The 24,056-nt window shown below is 60.3% G+C and carries 24 protein-coding genes; 7 read left to right on the forward strand and 17 right to left on the reverse strand.

Annotation, left to right across the window (positions count from 1 at the left end; translation table 11 throughout):
* From BSG19_RS13220 to BSG19_RS13265, 10 genes are all read right to left on the reverse strand, one after another.
* Positions 1-186 (reverse strand): helix-turn-helix domain-containing protein (locus BSG19_RS13220; RefSeq protein ID WP_139274771.1); only part of this gene is annotated, 186 nt, incomplete at its 3' end.
* Between the two features lie 252 nt (positions 187-438).
* Entirely contained in the window at positions 439-957 is a 519-nt protein-coding gene (locus BSG19_RS13225) for a P-loop nucleotide/nucleoside kinase family protein (protein ID WP_092988517.1), read from the reverse strand.
* Positions 954-1,361, reverse strand: coding sequence for a nuclear transport factor 2 family protein (locus BSG19_RS13230; RefSeq protein WP_092988518.1), 408 nt, complete (start codon positions 1,359-1,361; stop codon positions 954-956). The genes BSG19_RS13225 and BSG19_RS13230 overlap by 4 nt, the downstream gene beginning before the upstream one ends.
* Positions 1,362-1,436: 75 nt before the next feature.
* On the reverse strand, positions 1,437-2,381 hold the full coding sequence (locus BSG19_RS13235) for an ABC transporter permease (RefSeq protein WP_092988519.1): 945 nt from the start codon (positions 2,379-2,381) through the stop codon (positions 1,437-1,439).
* Positions 2,378-3,427 carry an ABC transporter permease gene (locus BSG19_RS13240; protein ID WP_092988520.1) on the reverse strand — a complete coding sequence of 350 codons (1,050 nt, stop codon included), beginning with the start codon at positions 3,425-3,427 and terminating at the stop codon, positions 2,378-2,380. The genes BSG19_RS13235 and BSG19_RS13240 overlap by 4 nt, the downstream gene beginning before the upstream one ends.
* On the reverse strand, positions 3,417-4,946 hold the full coding sequence (locus BSG19_RS13245) for an ABC transporter ATP-binding protein (RefSeq protein ID WP_092988521.1): 1,530 nt from the start codon (positions 4,944-4,946) through the stop codon (positions 3,417-3,419). Before BSG19_RS13245 ends, BSG19_RS13240 begins: the two co-directional genes overlap by 11 nt.
* Positions 4,943-6,355 (reverse strand): amidase, encoded by a 1,413-nt coding sequence (locus BSG19_RS13250; protein WP_092988522.1) that lies wholly within the window; start codon positions 6,353-6,355, stop codon positions 4,943-4,945. Before BSG19_RS13250 ends, BSG19_RS13245 begins: the two co-directional genes overlap by 4 nt.
* A gap of 7 nt (positions 6,356-6,362) precedes the next feature.
* Entirely contained in the window at positions 6,363-7,349 is a 987-nt protein-coding gene (locus BSG19_RS13255; RefSeq protein WP_092988523.1) for a BMP family protein, read from the reverse strand.
* A 110-nt stretch (positions 7,350-7,459) separates the two neighbouring features.
* Positions 7,460-7,870, reverse strand: coding sequence for a carboxymuconolactone decarboxylase family protein (locus BSG19_RS13260; protein ID WP_092988524.1), 411 nt, complete (start codon positions 7,868-7,870; stop codon positions 7,460-7,462).
* Complete coding sequence (locus BSG19_RS13265; RefSeq protein ID WP_092989051.1) at positions 7,800-8,234, reverse strand: MerR family transcriptional regulator; 435 nt, start codon at positions 8,232-8,234, stop codon at positions 7,800-7,802. Before BSG19_RS13265 ends, BSG19_RS13260 begins: the two co-directional genes overlap by 71 nt.
* A gap of 283 nt (positions 8,235-8,517) precedes the next feature.
* Between BSG19_RS13265 and BSG19_RS13270 the strand changes: the two genes are divergently transcribed.
* Entirely contained in the window at positions 8,518-9,372 is an 855-nt protein-coding gene (locus BSG19_RS13270; RefSeq protein WP_092988525.1) for a GGDEF domain-containing protein, read from the forward strand.
* Positions 9,373-9,446: 74 nt separating this feature from the next.
* Here the strand turns inward: BSG19_RS13270 and BSG19_RS13275 are convergent, their stop codons facing one another.
* From BSG19_RS13275 to BSG19_RS13285, 3 genes are read right to left on the reverse strand one after another with little or no spacing between them, the layout of a single operon-like run.
* Positions 9,447-10,970 (reverse strand): UxaA family hydrolase, encoded by a 1,524-nt coding sequence (locus BSG19_RS13275; RefSeq protein WP_092988526.1) that lies wholly within the window; start codon positions 10,968-10,970, stop codon positions 9,447-9,449.
* Between the two features lie 2 nt (positions 10,971-10,972).
* Entirely contained in the window at positions 10,973-11,983 is a 1,011-nt protein-coding gene (locus BSG19_RS13280) for a zinc-binding alcohol dehydrogenase family protein (RefSeq protein ID WP_092988527.1), read from the reverse strand.
* 10 nt (positions 11,984-11,993) lie between these two features.
* Positions 11,994-13,130, reverse strand: a complete 1,137-nt coding sequence (locus BSG19_RS13285; RefSeq protein ID WP_092989052.1) for a mannitol dehydrogenase family protein — start codon at positions 13,128-13,130, stop codon at positions 11,994-11,996.
* Between the two features lie 59 nt (positions 13,131-13,189).
* Between BSG19_RS13285 and BSG19_RS13290 the strand changes: the two genes are divergently transcribed.
* The 4 genes from BSG19_RS13290 to BSG19_RS13305 all read left to right on the forward strand — a co-directional run bounded on the left by BSG19_RS13290 (position 13,190) and on the right by BSG19_RS13305 (position 16,339).
* Complete coding sequence (locus BSG19_RS13290; RefSeq protein ID WP_244529245.1) at positions 13,190-14,263, forward strand: GntR family transcriptional regulator; 1,074 nt, start codon at positions 13,190-13,192, stop codon at positions 14,261-14,263.
* Between the two features lie 95 nt (positions 14,264-14,358).
* Entirely contained in the window at positions 14,359-14,631 is a 273-nt protein-coding gene (locus BSG19_RS13295; RefSeq protein ID WP_092989053.1) for a WGR domain-containing protein, read from the forward strand.
* A 125-nt stretch (positions 14,632-14,756) separates the two neighbouring features.
* Positions 14,757-15,863, forward strand: a complete 1,107-nt coding sequence (locus tag BSG19_RS13300; protein WP_092988529.1) for a PAS domain-containing protein — start codon at positions 14,757-14,759, stop codon at positions 15,861-15,863.
* Positions 15,860-16,339 (forward strand): response regulator, encoded by a 480-nt coding sequence (locus BSG19_RS13305; RefSeq protein ID WP_092988530.1) that lies wholly within the window; start codon positions 15,860-15,862, stop codon positions 16,337-16,339. Before BSG19_RS13300 ends, BSG19_RS13305 begins: the two co-directional genes overlap by 4 nt.
* A gap of 138 nt (positions 16,340-16,477) precedes the next feature.
* Here the strand turns inward: BSG19_RS13305 and BSG19_RS13310 are convergent, their stop codons facing one another.
* The 4 genes from BSG19_RS13310 to BSG19_RS13325 all read right to left on the reverse strand — a co-directional run bounded on the left by BSG19_RS13310 (position 16,478) and on the right by BSG19_RS13325 (position 22,221).
* On the reverse strand, positions 16,478-18,760 hold the full coding sequence (locus tag BSG19_RS13310) for a PAS domain S-box protein (RefSeq protein WP_170865968.1): 2,283 nt from the start codon (positions 18,758-18,760) through the stop codon (positions 16,478-16,480).
* A 216-nt stretch (positions 18,761-18,976) separates the two neighbouring features.
* The gene (locus tag BSG19_RS13315; protein ID WP_092988532.1) at positions 18,977-20,569 is read right to left on the reverse strand and encodes an FAD-dependent oxidoreductase; all 1,593 of its coding nucleotides are present in this window, start codon (positions 20,567-20,569) and stop codon (positions 18,977-18,979) included.
* 90 nt (positions 20,570-20,659) lie between these two features.
* A complete protein-coding gene (locus BSG19_RS13320; protein WP_092988533.1) occupies positions 20,660-21,394 on the reverse strand; it encodes a hypothetical protein in 735 nt (244 codons plus the stop codon).
* A 29-nt stretch (positions 21,395-21,423) separates the two neighbouring features.
* Entirely contained in the window at positions 21,424-22,221 is a 798-nt protein-coding gene (locus BSG19_RS13325; RefSeq protein WP_092988534.1) for an NAD-dependent epimerase/dehydratase family protein, read from the reverse strand.
* Positions 22,222-22,345: 124 nt separating this feature from the next.
* On the opposite strand from BSG19_RS13325, the gene BSG19_RS13330 reads away from it, so the two are divergent.
* Positions 22,346-23,080, forward strand: coding sequence for a FadR/GntR family transcriptional regulator (locus BSG19_RS13330; RefSeq protein WP_092988535.1), 735 nt, complete (start codon positions 22,346-22,348; stop codon positions 23,078-23,080).
* A 70-nt stretch (positions 23,081-23,150) separates the two neighbouring features.
* On the forward strand, positions 23,151-24,056 hold the full coding sequence (gene kdgD / locus BSG19_RS13335) for a 5-dehydro-4-deoxyglucarate dehydratase (protein WP_092988536.1): 906 nt from the start codon (positions 23,151-23,153) through the stop codon (positions 24,054-24,056).

Consider the following 24,056-nt stretch of genomic DNA (forward strand, 5'->3'; position numbering starts at 1 on the left):
TCGCTTCTTTGAAACAAGACCAGCTGCACCATAAAGGTCATAGGCCTGCAAAAGCCGATGGACCTGACTTCGACTGAGATCAAGCTGCTCGGCAGCCTGGACGACGCTCAGGCGGTCGTCACGGATCTTCTGAATGACTTCGAGGCGATGCAATTCTTTCTGCGACATGGTGATCAAACAGGACATGACGACTCCAACCGCTCATGGTCTCGACCAAGCTCGAAGTCGTCATCCTTGCTCCCGACGTTGGCTTTGACCAGTGCATCAAGAGGCGAGGCTGTCGCATCTCTAACTGGCCCGACTGTCGCATTACTAAATAGCCGCTACACACCGCAGTCGCATAATCAACATTATGGAACAGATATTTGGGAAACCGCGACGGTGGACTGTTCTACGACCGTGGTTCCGACCCGAGCCGATCGATCTCAAGGGACGTCGTCAACGTGGGTTCAGCAACCCAGCGGACTTACGGACCAAGGCATCAACTCTGGACGCGACCACGTCGGCGGCATCAATGTTATGAACAACTTCGCCCAGGGAAGGGAGATCGCGTTGCATCGCCTGATAAGTTTGCAACACTCGGTCAGCGAGCCGTTCTCTTCCAAGGCGGCTTGCCTCACGGATCACCACTGTATCCAAAGGTGCCCATATGGTGAAAAGCTGAATAGGTATGGATATCGACAGATGCCCGCAAAACCAGTCAAACGCTTCGCGCGTCTCGAAGATGTAGTCGAGAAGAACGCGCCTCGCACCCATTTCCAGATAACTGGACACCAAGGCGGCACTGGCGCGATAGGTCGATCTCGTCCCCAGCCAGTCTTTCGCATCAGCCGGGCTGAAGGAGCGCAACGCGTCGCCGGAAATACAGACTGTTCCGGGGACAAGACATGCTAGATGTTTGCAAAGCGTGGTTTTCCCTACGCCTGCAGGCCCGTTCATCACGACAAGATGAGTCATGCGTTAAAGCCTCGTTTGATCGTACCTTGGTGAAACAGCATCTGCCACCTATCACCGGCACGCTTCCAGATGGAGCTTCGCAATACGCTTCGCCTTACCCCGTCCTTCTGCGTGCGCTCACTTTCGTAGGTCAACAGCACCGCATCATCAGAAATGGCAGCCAAAGCGTAGTTGGACGCCCTGAGCTCACCTTCACCACCGCCATCCTCCTGAAGCAGAAGATCGATGATCGTAGCGCGATCATAAACTATCCCCGAAGCTCCGAACTCGACAAAGTTATCTGCGAGCAAGCCCTCCAGAGCATCTCTCGAACGCCTCACCTCTGGGCGATGAAGTGCTTCTTCAAGAGATTTGATATCGGCGAGGTCGGGAAACGGCTCTTCATGGGCAACAGCTTCACTCACTCAGCTGCAGTGCCGAAACGGCACTCCTTGCAACACCCGGACGGTTGCAGATCCGGTCGCGGTTCGCAGCATCCTTCACCGTTCGCCGCGCCGATATGGCTGCATCAGTGCTTGTGGCACCCGGGCGCGGCGGGCCATGATGGCGAGGGCTGCGATGGAGAGAATATAGGGGATCATCAGGAAGAGCTGGTACGGGACCGCACCGCCGAGAGCCGTCTGCAGGCGAAGCTGGAAGCTGTCGAAGAAAGCGAACAGGAGCGCCCCGAGCAGAGCGCGGCCCGGGCGCCATGATGAGAAGACGACGAGCGCGATGCAGATCCAGCCGCGCCCCTGCACCATGGTCGGGAAGAAACTGTTGAAGGCGGAAAGCGTCAGGAAGGCGCCGGCCATGCCCATCAGGGCACTCCCGGCCATGACGGCGCCGTAGCGGATTGCCATGGGGTTGATGCCCTGTGCTTCCGCTGCATGCGGATTTTCGCCGGTCATTCGGATGGCAAGACCCAGCGGCGTGCGAAACAGCGTATATGCCATGACGATGGCAATGAGGATGGCGAGATAGGTTGGAGGCGTCTGCACGAACAGTGCTGGACCGATGAAGGGCAGATCGCTCAATCCCGGGATTGCAATTGGCTGGAACGGCTCGATGGTCGGCGGCGTGCCTGCGACGGGCACAAGCAGCCGGAACAGGAAGTAGCTGAGACTGGACGCAAAGAGCGTGACGCCGAGGCCGGACACATGCTGCGAGAGGCCGAGCGTGACGGTGAGAAGCGCATGCAGAGCCCCGAAGACCGCACCGGCAATAGCGGCGATCAGCAGGCCGGTCCACAGGTCAGCGCCGTTGTAGACCGAAAGCCAGCCGATCATCGCGCCGAAGGTCATGATGCCCTCGATGCCGAGATTGAGAACGCCTGCCCTCTCGCAAAGGAGCGCCCCGAGCGTGCCGAGGATCAGCGGCGTGGCAATGCGCAGCACTGCGGCCCACAGCCCGGCAGATGCGAGGATGTCGAACACGGCTGTCATCGGCGTATCCTGTACTGGGTGAAGAACAAAGCGACCAGCATCGTGAGCAGCGACAGCGACACAGTGAGATCCGCGATGTAACTCGGAATGCCCATGCTGCGGCTCATGCCGTCCGCACCGACGAACATGGTTGCCGTAAAAAGGGCTGCGAGCACCACGCCGAGCGGATGCAGGTTGGCAAGCATGGCGACGACAATGCCGGAATAGCCGTAGCCAGGTGAAAGGTCGGTCGTCACATAGCCCTTGACGCCCATGACCTCCACCGCGCCGGCAAGTCCGGCAAGGCCGCCCGATATACAGGCGACGGCAACGAGCGTGCGGCCAAGCGGCATGCCGGCGAAGACAGCCGCCTGCGGATTGAGGCCGGCCGCGCGCGACTGGAGGCCGAAGACCGTGCGCGACTGCACGAAATGCAGGAAAAAGGCGAGGACCAGCGCGATGGCGAGGCCGAGATGGAGGCGCGACCGAGAGAGCAGCTTCGGCAGCATCGCGCCATCCGCGACCGACTGGGACTGAGGCCAGCCAAAGGCCGCCGGGTCTTTCAGCACCGTGTCGATCAGCATGGAAACGAAGAGGACGGCGACGAAATTGAGGAGAAGCGTGGTCACCACCTCATCGACCGAAAAACGCAGGCGCAGCCAGAGGGGTATCAGGAGAAGGACCATTCCCGCGAGCGCCCCGAGCACCAGCAGTGCGGGTATCTGGATGATGGGTGGAAAACCGCCGAGGAGATGCGAGCTCGCGGCGGCCACGGTGATGGCGCCGAGATAGAGCTGGCCCTCGGCGCCAATATTCCATAGGCGCGCGCGAAAAGCGACCGCTGCAGCAAGTCCCGTCAGCATCAGTGGGGTCGCACGTGTCAGGGTTTCCGTTGCCGAGAGCCGGGAGCCGAAAGCGCCTTTCAGGATGCGCCAATAGGCCTCGAGGACGGGAGCGCCGGCAAGGGCGATGAGCACGCCGGCAATGGCCAGAGCCGCCACGATTGCAAGGATCGGCGTCGCGATGACCAGAGCGAGAGGCCGATGTTCGCGCCGTTCAAATCGCATGACTGACCTCTGCATGCTGATTGTGCCACTCGCCCGCCATCATCAGGCCGAGCCTTCGCCTGTCGGCGTCCTCGTTGCGGATCGGCGGCGAAAGCCGCCCGCCGACGATCGCCTGAATACGGTCGGCAAGCGCCATCACCTCGTCGAGATCCTCGGAGATCAACAGCACGGCGGTGCCGGCCTTGCGCGCTTCGAGAATGCGTTCGTGAACGGCCGCAACGGCACCTTCATCGAGACCGCGCGCGGGTTGTGCAGCCAACAGAATACGCGGCCGGTTGATGAGGTTGCGGCCGAGGATCAGCTTCTGCATGTTGCCGCCAGAGAGCAGCCGGGTGCGTGTGGCGGGCCCTCCTCCGCGCACGTCGAACTGCGCGATGATCTCTCTGGCGAACTGCATGCCGCCCGTGCGGTCCACGAGGCCGTATTTCGCATAATCCGGAAGCCGTTCGAGAATGGCGTTCTCCCAGATCGCCATCTCTCCGATCACACCTTCCTTATTGCGGTCTTCCGGAATGCGCCCGATGCCAGCGGCCACGACATCCGCTACGGCGAGGTCATCGACGGGCTTGCCGAACAGAAGGATGTCGCCCGAGGTGCGGGAGACGGTTCCGGAAAGAAGCTGGGCCAACACACCCTGCCCGTTTCCCGACACGCCGACGATGCCGAGCACTTCGCCGGCCCGCAGGCGGAAGTCTACCGCCTTCAGCGTATCCACGCCGTGTTGGCGCACAGTGACGGCCGCAGCTTCCAAAACCGTTTCGCCCGGTATCGCTGCCACGCGCACGGGCCGCGCCACGCTCCGTCCGACCATCAGTTCGGCAAGCTCCGCTTTGCTGGTTTCGGAGCACTTGCGGTCTGCGACATGCTTTCCGCCACGCAGGACGACGATGCGGTCGGCGGTCGCCATCACTTCATCGAGCTTGTGGGAGATGAAGATGAGCGACAGGCCCTGGCGCGCCATGATCTTCAGCGTGGTGAAAAGTGTTTCGGCTTCGGCCTGCGTCAGCACCGCCGTAGGCTCGTCCAGAACCAGGATGCGGGCATCGTTGTAGAGCGCCTTGAGGATTTCCACACGTTGTTGCTCGCCCACAGAGAGATCCCCGAGCCGGGCATCAGGATCGACGGTAAGACCGAAGCGTTGGGCAATCTCCACGAGTTTCGAGCGGGCTTCGGTGCGCCGGGAGCGTAGCGACCAAAGGCTCTCCGTCCCGGTGGTGACGTTCTCCAAAACCGTAAGGTTGGGAGCGAGCGAGAAATGCTGGTGCACCATGCCGATGCCGGCGCGAATGGCGGCGCGCGGCTTGCCCGTTGGCAGTGCGGCTCCCTCGACCAGAACCTTGCCACTGTCGGGCACGTAATGGCCGAAGAGAATGCTCATCAGCGTGGTCTTGCCGGCACCATTCTCCCCCAGGAGCGCGACGATCTCACCCTTCGCGAGAGAGAGCGATATGCTGTCATTGGCAAGGTTCATGCCGAAACGCTTGCTGACGTCAACGATCTCGAGAACGGGCACCGTCATGATGGCAATCCTGCGATGGGAAACGGATGCGTGTATCGCTGCTCCCGCTCCAGACGCTGCGCTACCTGCAGGAGCAGCGCTTCGCCGCCCATCGGCGCCATGATCTGAACCGGCAGCGGCAGGCCATCGGCGTCATGCCCGAAGGGAAGCGTGATAGCGGGGCAACCGGATGCATTGGCGAGCGAGGCCAGCGGCGCAAAAGCCGCCATGCGCCCGAAGTGCAGATCGAGATCCCCGTGATCGCTCGGAAAGGAGCCGATAGGGACCGGGGGACCGGAGAGCATGGGGCATAGCAAAACATCGACGTCATCGAAGAGACGCCAGAGATCCTGGCTGACGAAGAGCATGCCGTTGAGGCTTTTCCAGAGATCGATGGCCGGCAGTGACAGGCCTCGCGCAATAGCAGCCTGCGTCAAGGGTTCCGTCCGCAAGGCGTCCAGACCGAATGCGGTGATGGCTTCGGCCAGGTTGGCACAGACGATATCGAAAAAGGCACGACGGCTTGCGGTGCAGGCCTCATCGATCGCCGTGAAGGGGACAGATACCAGCCGGTGTCCATCAGCCTCAAGGGCCATGCCAGCGGTTTCGATGACAGCCATCCTGTCGGCGTCTGTCGGGTAGCGCGTGCCGGTATCGGTCAAAATGCCGATGCGAAGGGTAGCGGCGGCGCGTTGTGCCTGCTTCACGGGTGGGAACGGCCCGCGAGCATGTCCGCTGATCGCGGAGAAAATCGTGGCGGTGTCCCGCACAGAGCGGCAGATGGCGAGTTCCGACGCGATGCCGCCGAGGTGGTTGCCGAAGCTCGGGCCGGCCGGCATCGTGCCACGGCCGGGCTTGAGGCCGACGAGACCGCAGCAGGCGGCAGGCACGCGAATGGAGCCGCCCGCATCCGTCGCATGAGCGATCGCGACGATGCCGGCGGCCACCGCGGCTGCAGCGCCGCCGGAGGAGCCGCCGGCCGTGAGACCGGGATCGAGCGGGTTGCGACACATCGGGCCGATGGCCGGCTCGCTTGCGAGGGATAGCCCGAATTCGGGGCTGGTGGTCAGCCCGAAAAGGCAGAGCCCAGACGCCCGGAAACGTTTGGCAAGATCGGAGTCCGGGCTGTCGGACTGCATGCGGTCGAGCAATGCGGATCCCGCCGCGACGGGGAAACCGGAAAACGGCCCGCCGAGGTCCTTGGCGAGCGTCGGCACGCCGGCAAAGGGCATGGCAGCGCGGGCTGGCGACGCCATCGGGAGCGCATCTATCCCCGCTGCCGCCGCAAGCCCCCTCGCCTCATCGCGATAGGTGATGGCACCGAGGCTTGAGAAGGCCTCGGCAGCCGTGATCGACGCCTGCATCGCCTGCGTGCTGGTGAGGCGGCGGCTGGCAATAGCCTCCGCTAGCGCCGTTGCATCCGTGATCACCCGTCTTCTACTTCGGCTCGTCCGCGATCCTCGGAACGTCGAACGTGCCGGCCTTGATCTCGGCGCGCTTGGCTTCCATCGCGGCCTCGGCGTCGGCGGGCGCAACGCCCTTCACGAAGACGATATCGCTACCGCCTTCCTTCATCAGCCCATAGGCAGTGTAGTCGCGACCGGTCGGCTTGCCGCTTGCGACATCGGCGAGGGCCGCGTTGAGGATTGGCCTGAAATTCCAGAGCGCATTCGCAAAGACCGTGTCGGGATAACGCGGCGTGTAATCGACCAGCGATCCCACGGACTTGATGCCACGCTCCTTGGCAGCGTCTGCCGTGCCGATGCGCTCGCCGAAGAGGATATCCGCGCCGGCATCGATCTGCGCCAAGCCCGCCTCACGCGCCTTCGGCGGATCGAAGAACGTGCCGATGAAGGTGACGAGGTGCTTGGCATCGGGGTTCACGGCCTTCACGCCGGCAGCGAAGGCGTTGATCAGCATGTTGACCTCGGGAATCGGCATTGCGCCGACGGATCCCACGACGTTCGACTTTGTCATCTTGCCGGCGAGCATGCCTGCGAGGTAGGCGCCATCGAAGTTCCAGGTGCCGAAGACACCAAAATTGTCGCCAGCTTCCTTGCCGCTGGAGCCCATGACGAAGGCGGTGTCGGGATAGTCGGCCGCCACCTCCCGCGCCTGCTTTTCGACCGGAAAGGTCTCGCCGATGATCAGCTTTGCGCCCTGCTCCGCATATTCGCGCATGGCGCGCGGATAGTCCGTACCGGATACGCCCTCTGAAAAGACGTATTCGATGACACCTTCCTTGGCCGCGTCCTGCAGCGCCTTGTGCAGCACGGAGTTCCAGGCATTCTCGACCGGAGACCCGTGGATGCCGGCGACCATCACCGGTGTTGCCGCACGAAGAGAGGGCGCAAACGCGCTTGCGCCCAAGGCCATTCCCGATGCCAGAACGGCACGGCGCGACATCAAGAATTGCTTCGTCATTTCAGTTCCCCATTTTTACCGATTGGTACAATTTCTATGAGCGGCCTAAAAATGTGTCAAGCGGCTGGCGGGGTTATAAAATGAGCAAGGGTTATCTTCCCACAGTTCCTTCATGATCGAGCGTCGGGATGACATCTGCCGAAGACCTCCCTGGCGGCGGAGAGCCCGTTCAGCGCTGCAGGGAACCCGGCATAAACCGCCATCTGCATGATGATTTCCGTGACTTCCTCCCGTGAAAGCCCGACATTCAGGCCTGCTTCGATGTGCACTCTCAGCTGCGGCGCGGCTGTGCCCATGGCTGTCAAAGCGGCAATCGTCGCGATCTCCCGGGCACGCAGATCAAGGCCCGGCCTGCTGTAGATGTCACCGAACGGAAACTCGAGGAGATAGGTCGCGAAATCCGGTGCAATATCCGCCAGCGCGGCAACGACGTTTTCCCCCGCCTGTCCATCAATCTCCGCGAGCGCCCGCCGCCCTCTTTCCAGCCGGCTTTCGCCCTTCGTTTGGTGTTCCTGCGTCATCGTATCCTGTCCCTTTTTCTGCCCCGGCATATCCGGAGATCTTGGCGTCTAGGACGAGGAGATTTGCCTGAAGATCGGCAATATGTTCGCTGACGCGATCCCGGTGCTGCTCCAGAAGGGCACGCCGCTCTGGTTCCGTGACCGGGCCGCGATTGCGGAGTTCGGCGTATAACACCATCTCCCGGATCGGCATGCCCGTCGCCTTCAGCCGGCGCAGGAAGGCAATCCATGTGAGAATGGTCGCGTCGTAATCGCGCTGGCTCGACCCGTCACGATCGGCATAAGGCAACAGACCGATACGCTCGTAGTAACGAATCGTATGCGCCGATAGTCCGGATCGTCTTGCAAGCTCGCCGATCTTCATAAGCATCTTCTCTTTCAACGACGCGGAGGCTACGGGTTCGAGCGCACTCTCAGTCAAGCGGTTATTTCAGGATCTCGCCGCTGAACGGCGGAGCGAGGGCAGAGCGACCAAGGGTAACGGTCCGGTGGCTGCAGGAGGAGGCGTGTAAGGCTTCGTAAAGCATGCCGGCCGCTTTCCGTTAGCGGCGCGGTGGCGCTGCTCGTTCATCGAGAAAGGAGCATTACCTGTACGCAATCTGTTAGATCATGTGCGCTAATATGCGACATGAGGGAGACCCTACGTCATGATCGCCTGGGCGAAACGCCATATTCTCATTTTCTGCGCAACGGACGCATTCGCATCACGCCGCGATGTCTTCTCCGTCGCTCTCCGCTCTGCTCTTGGCGTCGTCTTTGTCGGCGATATTCTGAACGTTATCGGCCATCTGGTGCTGGATGGATTCGGCCTGCTCCCCTACCCGCTGTTGCCGGCAGCGACCATGGGCGTGCTCATCACGACGCTGCTGGGCACGCCACTGATCTTCACCGTCCTCTACATCATCGGGCTCGCTATCCACGATCTCTCGATCTCCCGAGCCCGCTTCGAGGCGTTGAGCCGCACAGATCAGTTATCGGGTCTCCTCAACCGCCGTGCGTTTCTCGCCGCCTATTCCGAACATAGGGGCGAAGCTTCACTTGTCGTCTTCGACATCGATCGCTTCAAGGCCCTGAACGACAGCTTTGGACATGAGGCAGGCGACCGGGCTATCGTCTCCGTTGCCTCGGTCCTCAATGACAATTTCAAACCACCGCATGTTCTCGCCCGTATTGGTGGCGAGGAGTTTGCCGTTCTTATCGTGGGAATGGAGGCGGCAGAACGCTTGGCGCTCGCCAGCGAAGCTGTTCTACGAATTTCCCGCAACGCCATCAATCTCGGTGGCGTTCAGGCCGCCGTCACAGTGTCCGCAGGCGTTGCCGAATTCTCCAACCACAAAGGGTTCGCGCAGCTGTTTGCCGCTGCCGACAAGGCTCTTTATCTCGCAAAGGCATCGGGCCGGAACATGATCCTGCACGCGACCGACATTCCGGAGCAGATCCGCAACGACAACCATCACGTCCACGCGCGGCCACCGGCGTTGCCTGCGGGTGTGGCCAGATAAGACCTTCCAGAATTAATGATGAGGAATAACGCCCCTTCCCGCTCAATGAACAGCTTGCGGTCAAATGTCGGGCATCACATCGTCGCTCCGAGTTGCCATGGAACGAACTCGTTCGCGCCATAGCCAAGCTCCTCGGATTTCGAGCGCTCGCCCGAAGCCACGCGCAGGACCGTTTTAAAGATCTCCCGGCCCTTCTCCTCGATGCTCACGCCTTCGAGCACGTCGCCACAATTGATGTCCATATCCTCTTCCATACGGCGAAAGAGATCGGAGTTTGTTGCGAGCTTGATCGATGGCGTCGGCTTGCAGCCGTAAGCCGAGCCGCGACCTGTGGTGAAAGCGATGACATTGGCGCCGCCGGCCACCTGCCCCGTTGCGGCAACAGGATCGTAGCCGGGGGTGTCCATGTAGACGAAGCCCTTGCGGTCAATGCGCTCGGCATAACCGTAGACGCCGCGCAAGGTCGAGGTGCCGCCCTTGGCCACTGCGCCGAGCGATTTCTCAAGAATGGTGGTTAGCCCGCCCGCCTTGTTGCCGGGCGAGGGATTGTTGTTCAGTTCACCGCCGGCGCGCGCAGCATAGTCGGTCCACCAGTCGATGAGATCGACGATCTTCTGCCCGACCGCCTCGCTTTCAGCCCGCCGCGTGAGCAGGTGCTCCGCGCCGAAGATTTCCGGCGTTTCCGACAAAATGGCCGTGCCCCCCTGCCGCACCAACTGATCCACCGCCGCGCCGAGCGCCGGATTTGCCGTCAATCCGGAGTAACCGTCGGAGCCGCCGCATTGCAGCGCCAGCGTAAGTTCGGATGCGGCCACCGTTTCGCGCCGCGCCTTCGCGGCCATAGGCAGGAGATCTCGGATGCGTTCGACGCCAGCCTCTATCGAGCGACGTGTCCCGCCTGTTTCCTGGATCGTCAGACTCTGGAAATGATCGCCCTCGACGATACCGTATTGCTGTTTGAGGCGCGGGATCTGGAATACCTCGCAGCCGAGGCCGACGAGAAGGACGGCGGCAAGATTGGGGTGGGTCGCATAGCCCCACTGGGTCCGTGCAAGGATGTCGTATCCCTCGCCCTTCGATGCCATGCCGCAACCGGTGCCATGGGTGAATGGGATGACGCCGTCGATCTCGGGATAGTCTCTCAGAATGCCCGACCGCTCCACCGCCTCGGCAATGAAGCCGGCAACGGTGGCGGAACAGTTTACCGAAGACAGAATGCCGATGTAATTGCGCGTGCCGACGCGCCCGTCCGGACGTCTGAACCCCTGAAACGTTTCCGGCACTTCGCCCGCCAGAAGACCGCTGTCAGGAAGGACATCGGTGGCAAAGGCATAGTCGCGGGAGAAGTCGTGGATGGCAACATTATGCTCATGAACCCAGTCGCCCGGCGCGATGTCGGTCGAAGCAAAACCGATGATCTGGCCGAATTTCCGGATCGGCTCCCCCTCTGCAATCGGCACAAGCGCGATCTTGTGCCCCTTGCCCACCGCGCTGCGTGCCGTAACGTCGTTTTGCAGAATGTCGCCATTCGAAACGCGGTCGATGGCAATGACAACATTGTCGGCGTCGTTGAGACGAAGGATCCGCGGGGTCGCCATGATCAAATCTCCAGAATCGCTTTGATGGTGCCTGCTTCCGGGCGAAGCCACTGCGGAAAGAGTTGAGGACCATCATCGAGCGCGCCGCGGTGGGTGATCAGGGCATCGACGGGCACGCGACCGGCTGCCATCTGCCGCACGACCTCGGCAAAATCGTCAGCTTGCGCATTGCGGCTGCCGAACAGCGTTGCCTCGCGCTTGTGAAATTCAGGGTCGGAGAAGGTGATATCGGTGCGCACGACGCTGACCAGCACATAGCGACCGGCATGCGCGAGAAAACCGAAGCCGCGCTGCATGGCCGAGGCATTCCCTGTCGCATCGATAACGACGTCGAAGAAGTCTCCTCCGGTCATCCGCGAAGCCTCGGCCTCCGCCGACGCATCCGCCATGATCATCGCGTCGGCGCCGAGCCGCTCGAGAGTAAACCCCAAACGATCCTCTCGAACATCCATGACCGTGACATGCGCCCCTCGGACCTTTGCGAAGATGATCGCCGACATGCCGATGGGACCGGAGCCAACGACGAGAACGCGGTCTTGCGCCGCAACGCCGCCGCGCTTCACACCATGCGCGCCGATGGCAAGAAATTCGATGGTCGCTGCGGCATCGAGAGAGGCGCCTCCGGCCGAGACGACATTGCTTTCCGGCACGCAGAGATATTCCGCCATTCCGCCATCGCGATGCACGCCGAGCACGGCGATGCTCTGGCAGGCGTTGGAAACGCCCTTGCGGCACGCATGGCACGTTCCGCAGGAGAGGTAGGGCACGATATAGACGGCTTCACCCGATTTGAGCGCACTGCCCGCAGGGGCGCTCTCTACCGTGCCCGACAGTTCATGCCCCATGACCCGGGGATATTCGAGGAAGGGGTGCTTGCCCTGAAAGATATGATAGTCCGTGCCGCAAATACCGACGCGGCGGATGCGGACAAGAACCTCACCCGGTGCAGGTACGGGAACGGGACGGTGTATGACCGAAAGACGGCCGGGCTCGTTGCAGATCAGCGCTCTCATAACATCACCTTTATAGATCGTTCGCAGCCGCATGCCCCGCGATGAGGCCGCGCAGGATCGGAGCTGCCGGTGCGACGCCTGTTTCGGCGACCCAGTCGAGGAAGGCCCGGATCCGCCGCTCCATCTTGACGCCGTGGTTCTGGGCGATGTCTGCGACGCGATGATCGAGGAAAGGATTGTCGAACCGTTCCATCGTCACATCGATATAGGCCTCAGCATCATCGCCCATGCCATGTGCCACAAAACCCGGTACGACCTCCTGGCGGTACATGGTCAGCAGCCGTTCGCGGACCACAGCGTCCGTTAAGAGAAGCCGCACCGTTTCCTCTTTGGCGCGACCTTCGCGCATCCAGAGGTCGGCAAGGAACGTGTGACCGAGATTGAGAATATGCAGCTTCAATCGCTCATAGGGCTCGAGATCGTCTGTCAGAACAACACATGGATGCTCGAACGGAAGCTTTAGTCCCGGCTTCGCCTCGATTGCCCAGAGCGCGTAAGGCTCGGCCACCGCGCCGACCGGTTCGATCGGCTCGGAGACGATGCGGTCCACGAGCGAGTTGGCGAAGATAACCTCTGTTTCGACGTAGCGCAGAAATGCCTCGTCTGCACCGACGTCCGCAGCGAGCGACAGAACCGCTTGCTGCAGATTATCACCATTGCGGTTCAAGAGTTCGCAAGGCAGCACCGTCAGCGAGCCGTTTTGCGCTTGCCAGCGATGCAGCAGCAGAGCCGTGAGCTTGCCCACGAACGAGACGGGGACGCATCCCGAGAAGAGCGCCTCAGTGCGATCGGCCTCGGATACGTCATAGCCGCGATCGCCGGTATTGGAGACAACGAAAGCCGCGTCGTTTGCAAACAGGACCTTCAGCTTCGCCCAGTCGGCCTGCGCCGAGATGCCGCCATCGACGGATGTGACAGCGATCTGCCGCTCGATCCTCCGCCCATCCTCGATGCCGCGGATCACAACGGGGTAGCCTTGGGGATTGCCGAAGGCACCAACGCGGCGGGCGCGCTCGGCAGAACCCGAGACCTGCACGATGGTAATGGGGCCGATGGCCTGACCGGCTTCGCGTGCCTCGTGAACGAAGAGAGCGACATGCGCCTGAAGAAACCGGCTGGTTCCGAACTGAATGATGCGCGTGTTCACAGCGACAACGCCCACATGGTCGCGACTGGCAGCGCATCACGGGCAGCAAGCATCGCAGTGTGTTCAGTCCTGCGGCTCTCCAATCCGATCATGCTTCTGATGCTCCTCACACGCCCATGCTTTTTATATGCAAAGAACAGGGTGTCGCACAATGCTTTGTTTTGTTCGTCGCGTGCAATAGACAAACTGAAACCGCTGGCGAGACAGGCTGGGAGTCGTGCAAGATGAAGGGAAATGCCGTCTACAAGCGGAGTTACAACGGTTGCCTCGCGATGTGCGGGAGTCTGCAGCTTGGTGCCTGCCTACCCTCCGAAAACGAACTTGCGCAGCAGCTTTCCGTCAGTCGCACCACGATCCGCACCGTCATGACCGGCCTTGAGGCCGTCGGTATTCTCAGCCGCGAGGGAGCCATACGGCGCCTGTCGCGTCATCCTCAGCCTGAAGATGCCTTTCCCGATACCCAGACCCAATCGACCAGCGCTACGGTCGAGCGTCGTTTTCTGGAATGGATACTGGATGGCAATATCGGCCCCGGCTATCTGTTGACGGCTGCTGAACTCGCGCGACAGTTCGGCACATCGACGACGATCATCCGCGAACACCTGCCGCATTTCCAGCACTTCGGCCTCATCGAGCGGCGCCCGAACAGCGCATGGCTCTTCAAGGGTGTTACGCCAGCCTTCGCAAACGAGATCTACGAGGTGCGCGAAATGTTCGAACTGCGCGCCGCGCGCAGCTTCGCCGTTCTACCAGACGATTCCCGGTCATGGCGCCACATGCGGATGATCGAGGCGGAGCATAGGGCGCTGCTCAAAAGCATCGACAAAGACTATAGTTTGTTTCCCAATCTCGACGAACGCCTGCACCGCACCATTCACGAAACCACGGACAACCGGTTCATCAAGGATTTCTACGACATTATCTCGATGCTCTTCCATTACAATGCCCGGTGGGACGTGGAAGACGAAAAGCAACGAGCCTTCGCCGCGCTTACAGAGCACATCACTTACATAGAAGCTCTGCTGGGCCGGGACCTGAAGGCTATCGATCAGGCCTGCCGACAGCACCTGAAGACGGCACGCTCCAATTTGTTGCGGTCGATAGAACTGCGAATGACGATGCCGCCCGCCTGAAGGATCACGAACCCATCACCTGCGTGAATCGGACATCCCGCATCGATTCATAAGTTTGGTTGGACGCTTTCATCGCAACGGGCGATTCTCGCCCCATGAAACATCAACCCTATTACCTCTATATCGAACGTACCCGACCAGCAGAGAATATGGCCCGGTTCTATGCCCTGTCTATCGAACCCTCCTTGTTCGGCAAGGCATCCCTCATCCGCCGTTGGGGACGTATCGGGACAACGGGTCGCGAGAAAATCCATCTGTTCGAAGACGAGGCAGCGGCTGTGACCCTATTCCTGCAGGTTGCTCGGCAGAAGCGACAGAGAGGTTATATTTCCAGATCCGCGACATCCCATCCTGTACCGGCTCCGTAGCACGTTTCGTCGTCGGAAAGGTTTGTTTGCACTTTCGAAGAATCTCATGTTGCCGGAACAAATGGTCTGATCTTGCATTGTCATCTGCCGCTGTAACTGCCTTCTTTTCGGCGCCTGGAGTATGCATGAGCCAGAAAGATGATTGGCATCTGACGGAAATCCTCGATTACGAGCATGGCCGCGGTGACCCCTTTGCTGCCGCCGTTCGGGCGACGCGCATGGCGATGGTCATCACGGACCCTTCGCAGCCAGATAATCCGATCGTGTTCTGCAACGAAGCCTTCCAGAACCTCACCGGCTATGATCGCGAGGAAATTGTCGGCCGCAACTGCCGGTTCCTTCAAGGCGACGAAACCGATAAGGCAAGTGTTTCTAAAATCCGCGCGGCCATCGAGGCGGAAGAGAGCATTCACGTCGACCTGCTCAACTACCGCAAGGATGGCTCCACATTCTGGAACGCACTTTTCCTGAGCCCGGTGCGCGGCGCAAGCGGGGATGTCCAATTCTTCTTCGCGTCGCAACTCGATGTCACGGATCGCGTTATGGCGCAGGAGACAATCTCGGCGCAGAAAGCCGCCGTCGATAGCGAGGTCAAGCGCCGAACGGCGGATCTGGAAAAGGCTCTGGAAGCCAAGACCCTGCTGCTTCATGAGGTTGACCACCGGGTAAAGAACAACCTGACCATGATCGGCGCCCTCCTGCGGTTGCAGGTCCGTTCGATAGATGATGCGGATATAAGGGTGAAACTTGAAACGATGATGGAGCGTATCGACGCGCTTGCCACGGTTCACCGCCGGCTCTATCAGGCGGATGACGTAACGCGCTTCGATGTCGCGGCCTTTGCCGCCAATCTCGCCTCGGACGTCATCGGCGCCAGTGGGCGCAGCAACATTCGTCTGAAATGCGATATCGAGCCGATCGAGGTTCGGTCCGAACATGCATCGGCTCTCGGGCTGATCCTGAACGAGGTTCTGACCAACGCCATCAAGCACGGTTTGCGAGAGAACCGTGCGGGATCGATTTCAATCACGGCAACACGGGATGGCGACGAAGCGAAGCTATCGATCGAAGATGACGGGGTCGGGTTGATTATGGACCCCGCGACGAACGGGCTTGGTCACGCCCTGATCAAACGCCTGTCGCCGCAGAGCGGCACGACGGTTGCGTGGGACCGCCTGCCAACGGGCACTCGCGTCACCTTGCACATACCGGAAATGGAGCACACATCATGACCCCCCCTCCCGCGGTCTTCAAAGCCCTGCAGGTTCTCATCGTTGAGGACGAGCCTTTGCTGGCCATGGATGTTGAGATGATGGTTGAAGAAGCCGGGCACAATGTGGTTGGCGAGGCCGCGTCCCTCTACGACGTCGAAGCAATGGAGACGGAACTGGCGCCGGACCTCGCACTGGTCGATATGCAGCTTGCTCGTGGCACGAACGGCCTCGATGTATCCAAGCTGATCCAGGACCGTTGGCCCTCGGCAGTCATTGTTTTTGTCACCGCGAACCCGAAGAAGATACCCGAGGATTTTTCCGGCGCTCATGGCGTCATCGCCAAGCCCTTCTCGCGCAGCGGTTTCCTCTCCGCCCTGAATTACCTGGGCGAGGGCATCGCAGACCCGCCCCCGGCATCGACCCAGCCCTCAAGCTTCGTTGCCTCGCCGTCTGTACGGGACATCTGGTCGGCGCGGGCGCAGATCGACCGTTAAGCGGGCGAACAGTTATTATGCCATCAGTGGTCATGACGGTAAATTCGCTGGAGCCGAGATAGCCCACACGTGCCCAGGCAAGCCACAGATTGGTACGGGCATCGGAACAGCGATACGCTGTCTACCGGCCTACTCTCTTCATTCGGTCTGCTGAAGCTGCGACAGGAGAGCGTTCATCTTCACAACAAGGCCTGTCGGTGCATAATCGACTTCGACGCCACCGGAACCAGCCAGCCCCATGCGAAGAAGTTTCGTACCGAAACCCTTGCGCTCGGGTGGCGTCACGAGCGGTCCGTCTGTCTCCTGCCACGTCATGTGCAACGCACGCTCCGAGCCCTTCCCGTCGATAAACCAGTCGATGGAGACACGCCCATGCTCGTTCGACAAGGCGCCGTACTTCACTGCATTGGTGCCGAGTTCGTGAAGCAACAACGCGAGCGACAGCGCGCCCTTCGGCCCCACAATCGTGCGGGGCCCGCGGAGATCGACCCTGTCCGCAGGGGCCACACTCTCCAGCGTCGTTGCCATGATCGCCTGGATCGGTGCGGAATCGTGATTGTCATGCAGGAGCACATCATGCGCGCGACTGAGGGCGTGGAGCCGCTTCTCGAAGGTGCGCACATGCGCCTGCTCGGTCACCGGGCGGAGCGTCTGCGTGGCGATGGCTTGGACCATGGCCAGCATGTTCTTCAGCCTATGCGCCATTTCCCTGTTGATCAGCTCTTTTTCAGCCTCGACCATCTTTCGATCTGAAATGTCGGTTACGGCAACGACCGCACCCGAAAGCTCTCCGGAGAGGTCCTTGATCGCCTCGCCCACAATCGAGATCCACGTCTTGCTGCCATCCGGGCGGTGATAGAGCACCTCCACTTTCGCACGGTCGCATTCGCGGGCCATGATACGCGCGAGGGGATATTGTTGCGGATCGAACGGTGAGCCGTCGTGATGTGTCGCGACGAACATGTCATACTCGTCCACCGACTGCGCGGCCGTCGCGTCATGACCCAACAACTGTTGCGATCGCTCATTCTGGAGAATGATCCGACCTGTCGGCGCTTCCGCGAGAAGCACGCCGACAGGCATGGTATCGATGATGGTCGAGAGTTGCTGCTGCTGGTCGCGAAGCTCGGCTTCCAGCTTCAGTCGCGCCGTAACCTCCACGAAGAGAACGACGAAGCGCTCTGGGTCGAGCGGCTGGGCATGGCCTTCGTACCAGCGACCTGTCGTGCCGACCTCCCGCACGAAAACAAGGGGTTCGCCGGAACTTACAACGCCCGCAAATGCTGCGATCCATTCGTCTTCGGCGCCCGAGAAGACCTCGCGAACGGTTCTGCCGACAGCCGAGGATGGGGGAATGCCAACCAACTCACCCCAGGCTCTGTTAACCTCGATGTAGCGCCAGTCAACCACGTGACCGACCTCGTCACGGATGAGCTCGCCGAGAATGAAGCCCTCCTCAAGCTGTTCGAACAGGCCGCGCCAGTGCGCCTCACTCTTCTGCAGGCGTTCTTCCGCCAGCTTTCGGGCCGTCACGTCGGAGAAGACGGACGCGATGCGATCCGCGCCTATCCGCCGAATGCGGTTCTCGAACCATTTGCCACCGATTTCCGTTGCCTGATTCACATGCACAAGCGGCTCGCCGACTTCGAAGACGGAGCGGTAAGCGGGCATCATGTCCTCGAGAACACCGGGGGCAACCTGAGACAGGGTTGCACCGAGAACGGTCGTCGGCGCCATGCCGGTCAAGCGCTCGAACGCGGGATTGATGTCTTCAAAGCGGATGTCGGTGATATCGCCCGCAGCGTCGCGCACCGCGCTCGCGACATAGTAGCCTTCCTGCATGTCGTGGAAAAGCGAGCGATACATGAGTTCGGATACGCCGACCTCGATCTGCTTCTCCACGACCTTCGCCAGCGTCTCCAGCGTCAGCCGGTCGCGCTCAACCCAGACGCGGGGCTTCGTGTCGATGGCCGCGAGCGCGCCGATCAAATGCCCGTCCGGCAGGCATATGGGAACACCGAGATAGGCAACGACGCCAAGATCGTCGATCGCCATGTTGTCGCGAACGATCTCGTTCAGGCGCGCGTCCTCGATCGTCAGCACGGCACTCGTGGCCACGACGTGCTGGCAGAACGAGTGCGTGATCGGCGTTTCGCCGCGCGCGGCCCATGGCTCGGGAAGGCCGCAGTGACCGGCGAAGACCTGACGATGCTCATCGACGATGGAGATGATGGCTACGGGGACATCGAGCGCCGCGCGGACATGCTCGGTCAGATGCCCGAACTGTTCGTTTCCGGCCTTGTCGAGAAGTCCACTGCGACGGATCGCGGCGATGCGCTGGGTGGCGAGTTCTTCGGCGTTCATCCTGACCTTGTCGACCTTGATGCGGGCGATCTTCCCGGACCCGCGCCAGAGGGACAATCCAGCGGCTGCGACGTTCGGCTCACAGATACGACCGAACGCCGGTATTTCAAGCATGTTCTGAAGGAAACATGTTCATTACAGCGTCGAACGATGAAAATGGCGTTAAATGAACGAGCTTGTGCCTGATAGAGCACATAAGGGGCGTGTGCTACGGCTGATGTTACCCGATGACAAACCGGCTCCGCGAAGGGAGCCGGCTTCCACGCAACGGGATCAGTATTTCAGAATCTGCCCGGCAGCTGACAGTTTCTTGCGGAGATCGTTGACATTGACCTTATTCACGTTGCCGGCTGGTGCCAGCGCAGCAGCAGCTCCTGCCGCCTGCCCAAGCACCATGAATGTCGGCTCGACTCGAACGGACGTGAAGGCTGCATGACTTGACGAGATGGCAACGGGAACGATGAGATTGGTCACCTGCGCCGCCTTCGGCAGCATGGCCCGATACGGGATCTGGTAGGGGCCTACGCCGATGCCGTCTCGTGACTCATCGGCAATAAAACCGCCAATAACGGTCCGAATCATGCCGTGCTCATCCATGGGATAAAATCCCAGGCCAATCGTGTCGGAAAACGTCGTTTTCTGCATCAGATTCTTCTGCGTCAACACAAATTGACCCACAAGACGCCGTGCTTGGCGGACATACATCTGACGGGGGAAGCCGCCGTTATCAACAAATTCGTCAGCGCAATAACCAAACTTGGACGTATAGTCTCTAACATATTGAGGAACGCGTGGATCTGTCTGGCCAAACCAAAGTAGGCCCTTGATGTGATCGCGTACCAGTTTGCGGATCTGATCGCGCTTGGCTTCGTTACCGATCGTGTAGTCGTACCCGATATGCCAGACATTTGTAGAGAAGAAGGGTGTCGAGTTGACATCCTGTTTTCCGCGGACCGTTTTGCCGTAGCCCAGAAAATATGCCTGATCGATGGCGATACCAGCAGGTTTATGAGCGGCAAGGAAGCGGGCCGTCGTCTCGTATCTCAACGGATCGTAATTTTCAGGTTTCGAGAAAGGAATGCGATTATTCGGGTCATCCGTTACGCAAAGCCGGTAGTTGAACGCCATCATACTCCTGTCGGCTGATCCCAAAGGCTTTTGCCCGACAGAAATCACGCCGGGCAGCAGACCGCTATTCCGATCTCCGGGAATGACATACGGATCGACAAGGATGGACTTGTGGCTGACATAAGGCCTGGCAAGCTTCTGTACGCCAGCAGCCGTTTCTCCGTATTTGGCGCGACTTTCCCGTCCAGCAATCGTGCTGACGAAAGCCTTGAACATCAGGTCGCCTTCGTAACTAGCGTCGATGAACACGGCTCCGCAGTAGGTCTTGCCGGAGACCATCGCAATCTCGGTGATGACCTTGTTGACTTTGGTGGTCTTCAGCAAGCGCTGCTGGAACTCCACCTTGACCTTTGCCGTGGCCAACATGGCGTTAAACGTCGATTCCGCCCATTTCGACTCGAAATAAATGCGAATGGGATCCGACGTGCCGTAATGGGCCTTTGCCTTCGCAAGAAATTCGGCGGTTATCCCACCATAGACGTTTTTTCTTGGCGATGCGTCGGTCTTGGTTAGGCCGTTCGACATCATACCGCCGATATGAGCCGTCGGCTCCAGCAGGATAACGGATTTCTTCAGCCGTGCGGCCTGGATAGCGGCTGTGATGCCCCCCGGCGTGCCACCATAAACAACGACGTCCGCGCGCTGGCAAACAGCTGCAGCAGCCTGCCCAATGCCTAGCAGAACGCAGAAACCCAGCAAAAAGCTGAATCGCTTCATCTGAACGAAAAAATCGACCATATTCAACAACTCCTAGTTAAAGGAGAAATATCGAATGCTATGGGAAAAGACAATTCTCGAAAAGACGTGCTGACGAAGAATTCACCAACTTCAGAAAGTCGACTGAACGATCTCCATCTTCCACGTCTTCGGCCCCAACGAGATGGAGACGGTCGTCGCCGATGCGACCGCAAGGCCTCCGCAAAGGGAGCCTGTCGTGATGACAGCGCCCTGCAACAGCGCTCCGGCGGGCCGATCGGCCTCATTGGCATAGGCGACAAGCGCCGCTAGGGGGTCACCATCCGGATGTGCGCTCGGGGCATCAAAGATGGATTGATCGCCTATGGAAACGCGGAGGTTGTCCGCTACCCGGCCTTCATCGAGAACGTCCGCTTCGAGTTCCGGCCCAAGGCGATAGCCCGCGTTGCTCATGAGGTCTGCAACCAGCAGGCTTGCCCGCCCCTGCGGCCCGTTCTTGTAGCGACTGCGAACAAGCTCGACGCCGAGACGGGTCGCGGCAATAGCATTGCGGATTTCCTGACGGCCATAGGGCTCGGCGCGAACCGGAAGATCGCGTCCGAGAACGAGCGCGATCTCCACTTCGAGTTTCAGCCCGGCCTGATACGGAAAGCTTGCCGCGTCCGTAACGGACAACAGCGGCGCACGGAGCACGCCGTCCTCTCGCAGGGAGAGCTTCCACCCCTTGGGATCGATGCCCAGCCTGTCCAGGATCGTATGCTGGATCGCAGAGGCATCCATCAAGGACGGTTCCGCACCGGCGTCTACCTCGATCGTTCCGCCGCTTCGAATAGCCTCAGCCAGAATCTCCGCCAAATCCATATGCATATGCCTCCCCTCCCCTGCTTGCAGTTGGCTTATCGGTCCCTGTGGATCGGCTCTGCCACGAAAGGTCCACCTTGGTAAAGCGATGCGGGATCGTCTTTCGCCGGCATGGAAATGGCGGCGTCCAGTTCTGATCGGAACGTCTCGGCATTGTCCTTGGGGCGCCATCCGAGATAGGCGGCTGCGCTATTGTCCCACCACGAGCAGTCATTGTTCGAAACACCCCAGATGATCGGGCAGCCGAGCAAGGGTGCATGAAAAACCCGCCCTATCAGCGCTTCGAAATCATCGAACGACATCCACGTCGAGAGCATGCGGTGGTTCCGCGGCTTTTCGAAGCAGCTGCCGATGCGGACCAGCGCCGTCTCCTGCCCGAACTTCTCGTAGTACATCCGCGCCAGGGCCTCGCCGAAGCATTTCGAGACGCCATAGAGACCGTCGGGACGCATCGGCGACGTCGTGTCGATGTGCTCGTCCTGCCGGTAGAAGCCGATCGTGTGATTGGAGCTTGCGAAGAGAATACGGGGCTGACCGTGTGCCTGCGCCGCCTCGTAGAGATTGTACAGACCGGCAATATTGGCGTTGAGGATCTTGGCAAACGTGTCCTCGACCGAAACGCCGCCAAGATGCAAAATCCCATCACAACCTTCGACGAGTGCCATGACCGCATCTGCATCGCCGAGGTCGCACGGCATCAGCTCTTCGTTCGGCGCAGCGTCGCCCAGATCCGCGATATCAGAAAGCCTGACGATGTCGGCCATCTTGCCCAGTCGCTCGCGCATGGCGCGGCCCAAACCGCCCGCAGCGCCGGTTACCAGCAGTCGTTTCAACGGCAATTCCTCCTGTGTTTGTCAACTTATCATACAGGTTGCTGGAATCGCGTCAACAGATCGGCTATATCAGTATCAGCGGATGCACGTATACTGCATCGAACATCAGTCGGAGAGACGAAGAATGAACAAGGTCCGCGCCACGGGAGGCACCTTGACGGCAAGGCTTGGAGAGAGCCTTCGCACGGCCATCGTGGACGGTCGTTTTCCGCCCGGCACCAAGCTTCCAAGCGAAGCGCAGCTGGGAAAATCGCATGGCGTCAGCCGCACCGTGGTGCGCGAAGCGATCGCCAGTCTGCGTGCCGACCGGCTGGTGGATACGCGGCAAGGCGCTGGCGTCTTCGTTCTGGAACCGCCCCAGCCTATGGTGCCGGCGGCTCTTTCGTTGCAAAATATTGATCCTGCGCGCGTCTCGTCCATGATCGAGGTTCTGGAACTCAGGACCGCCGTCGAGGTCGAATCAGCTGGTCTCGCGGCCCTGCGACGCTCTCCGTTGCAGGAAGAAGTGATTCTCGAGCGCCATTATGCCGTGCGTGCGTGCCTCGAAGCGGGAACATCGAGTTCTGAGGCAGACTTCGCGCTTCACCTTGCCATCGCAGAGGCTACGAACAATCCGCGGTTCCGGGATTTCCTGTCGATGATCGGCGCGAACGTCATTCCGCGCGCGGCCTTGCGCACCGGCGACGAAGAGGCCGACCAGTCGGCTTATCTCAAGCTGATCGACGAAGAACATCGAGCGATCGTCTTCGCCATCTCCAACGGCGACGACGACGGTGCGCGCGAAGCGATGCGCCGCCACCTTCGTGGCAGCCAGACGCGTTACCGTTCTCTGCTGCGCGAGAATCGAAAAGCTGTATGACAGGTCATTGACACCCGTCTGATGAACTTGTAGGTCTTGGGATGCCGGAGGAGGCAAAGAGGACATCCTAATGAATCCGCAAGACGTAAAGGTCGCGCTTGGCGCTGGCCTGTTGTCATTTCCCGTGACCCATTTCGATGGCAACGGTATTTTTCAGGCCGAAAGCTATCGCCGCCATGTCGAGTGGCTGGCCGGCTTTCCGGCTCCGGTTCTGTTTGCAGCCGGCGGCACTGGCGAGTTCTTCTCGCTTGCCCCACGCGAAATTCCCGACATTATCCGCGCCGCCAAGGAAGCGGCTGGCAAGACCGCCATCGTATCCGGCTGCGGATACGGTACGGAAATCGCGATCGAGATTGCCTGTAGCGCGGAGAAGGCAGGTGCTGACGGCATCCTGCTCCTTCCGCATTATCTGATCGACGCGCCGCAGGATGGCATCTTCGAGCACGTCCGCCGCGTCTGTCAGTCGGTTGGCATCGGCGTCATGGTCTACAATCGCGACAACTCTGTTATTCAGGTTGATACGCTGCAGAGGCTCTGCGACGCCTGCCCCAACCTCATCGGCTTCAAGGACGGCACGGGCGATATCGGCCTCATCCGTCAGATCTCTGCCACGATGGGCGATCGCCTCACCTATCTCGGTGGCATGCCGACAGCGGAATTGTTTGCGGAAGCCTATCTGGCAGCCGGTTTCACAACCTATTCATCCGCTGTCTTCAACTTCGTGCCGAAACTCGCTATCGAATTCTACGACGCCCTGCGTGGTGGCGACCGTGCGCGTTGCGAGACGATCCTGAAGGACTTTTTCTATCCCTTCATGGCGCTCCGCAGCCGCCGCAAGGGCTATGCCGTTTCCGCTGTCAAGGCTGGCGTCCGCTTGCAAGGCTTCGATGCCGGCGCCGTTCGCCCGCCCCTTTCGGACCTGACCGCCGAGGAGGAAGGCATCCTCGACAAACTGATCGATCCCTGGAGGCGCTGA

The organism is Rhizobium sp. NFR03, assembly GCF_900111275.1.
Classification (GTDB): Bacteria; Pseudomonadota; Alphaproteobacteria; order Rhizobiales; family Rhizobiaceae; genus Ferranicluibacter.

What these genes read in the sequence shown, in the direction of transcription:
- BSG19_RS13235 (WP_092988519.1), bottom strand. Translation starts at nt 2,381, where the DNA reads ATGACAGCCGTGTTCGACATCCTCGCATCTGCCGGGCTGTGGGCCGCA.
- BSG19_RS13330 (WP_092988535.1), top strand. Translation starts at nt 22,346, where the DNA reads ATGAACAAGGTCCGCGCCACGGGAGGCACCTTGACGGCAAGGCTTGGA.
- BSG19_RS13295 (WP_092989053.1), top strand. Translation starts at nt 14,359, where the DNA reads ATGAAACATCAACCCTATTACCTCTATATCGAACGTACCCGACCAGCA.
- BSG19_RS13260 (WP_092988524.1), bottom strand. Translation starts at nt 7,870, where the DNA reads ATGACGCAGGAACACCAAACGAAGGGCGAAAGCCGGCTGGAAAGAGGG.
- BSG19_RS13225 (WP_092988517.1), bottom strand. Translation starts at nt 957, where the DNA reads ATGACTCATCTTGTCGTGATGAACGGGCCTGCAGGCGTAGGGAAAACC.
- kdgD (WP_092988536.1), top strand. Translation starts at nt 23,151, where the DNA reads ATGAATCCGCAAGACGTAAAGGTCGCGCTTGGCGCTGGCCTGTTGTCA.
- BSG19_RS13300 (WP_092988529.1), top strand. Translation starts at nt 14,757, where the DNA reads ATGAGCCAGAAAGATGATTGGCATCTGACGGAAATCCTCGATTACGAG.
- BSG19_RS13270 (WP_092988525.1), top strand. Translation starts at nt 8,518, where the DNA reads ATGATCGCCTGGGCGAAACGCCATATTCTCATTTTCTGCGCAACGGAC.
- BSG19_RS13305 (WP_092988530.1), top strand. Translation starts at nt 15,860, where the DNA reads ATGACCCCCCCTCCCGCGGTCTTCAAAGCCCTGCAGGTTCTCATCGTT.
- BSG19_RS13280 (WP_092988527.1), bottom strand. Translation starts at nt 11,983, where the DNA reads ATGAGAGCGCTGATCTGCAACGAGCCCGGCCGTCTTTCGGTCATACAC.
- BSG19_RS13320 (WP_092988533.1), bottom strand. Translation starts at nt 21,394, where the DNA reads ATGCATATGGATTTGGCGGAGATTCTGGCTGAGGCTATTCGAAGCGGC.
- BSG19_RS13245 (WP_092988521.1), bottom strand. Translation starts at nt 4,946, where the DNA reads ATGACGGTGCCCGTTCTCGAGATCGTTGACGTCAGCAAGCGTTTCGGC.
- BSG19_RS13275 (WP_092988526.1), bottom strand. Translation starts at nt 10,970, where the DNA reads ATGGCGACCCCGCGGATCCTTCGTCTCAACGACGCCGACAATGTTGTC.
- BSG19_RS13315 (WP_092988532.1), bottom strand. Translation starts at nt 20,569, where the DNA reads ATGGTCGATTTTTTCGTTCAGATGAAGCGATTCAGCTTTTTGCTGGGT.
- BSG19_RS13255 (WP_092988523.1), bottom strand. Translation starts at nt 7,349, where the DNA reads ATGACGAAGCAATTCTTGATGTCGCGCCGTGCCGTTCTGGCATCGGGA.
- BSG19_RS13265 (WP_092989051.1), bottom strand. Translation starts at nt 8,234, where the DNA reads ATGAAGATCGGCGAGCTTGCAAGACGATCCGGACTATCGGCGCATACG.
- BSG19_RS13240 (WP_092988520.1), bottom strand. Translation starts at nt 3,427, where the DNA reads ATGCGATTTGAACGGCGCGAACATCGGCCTCTCGCTCTGGTCATCGCG.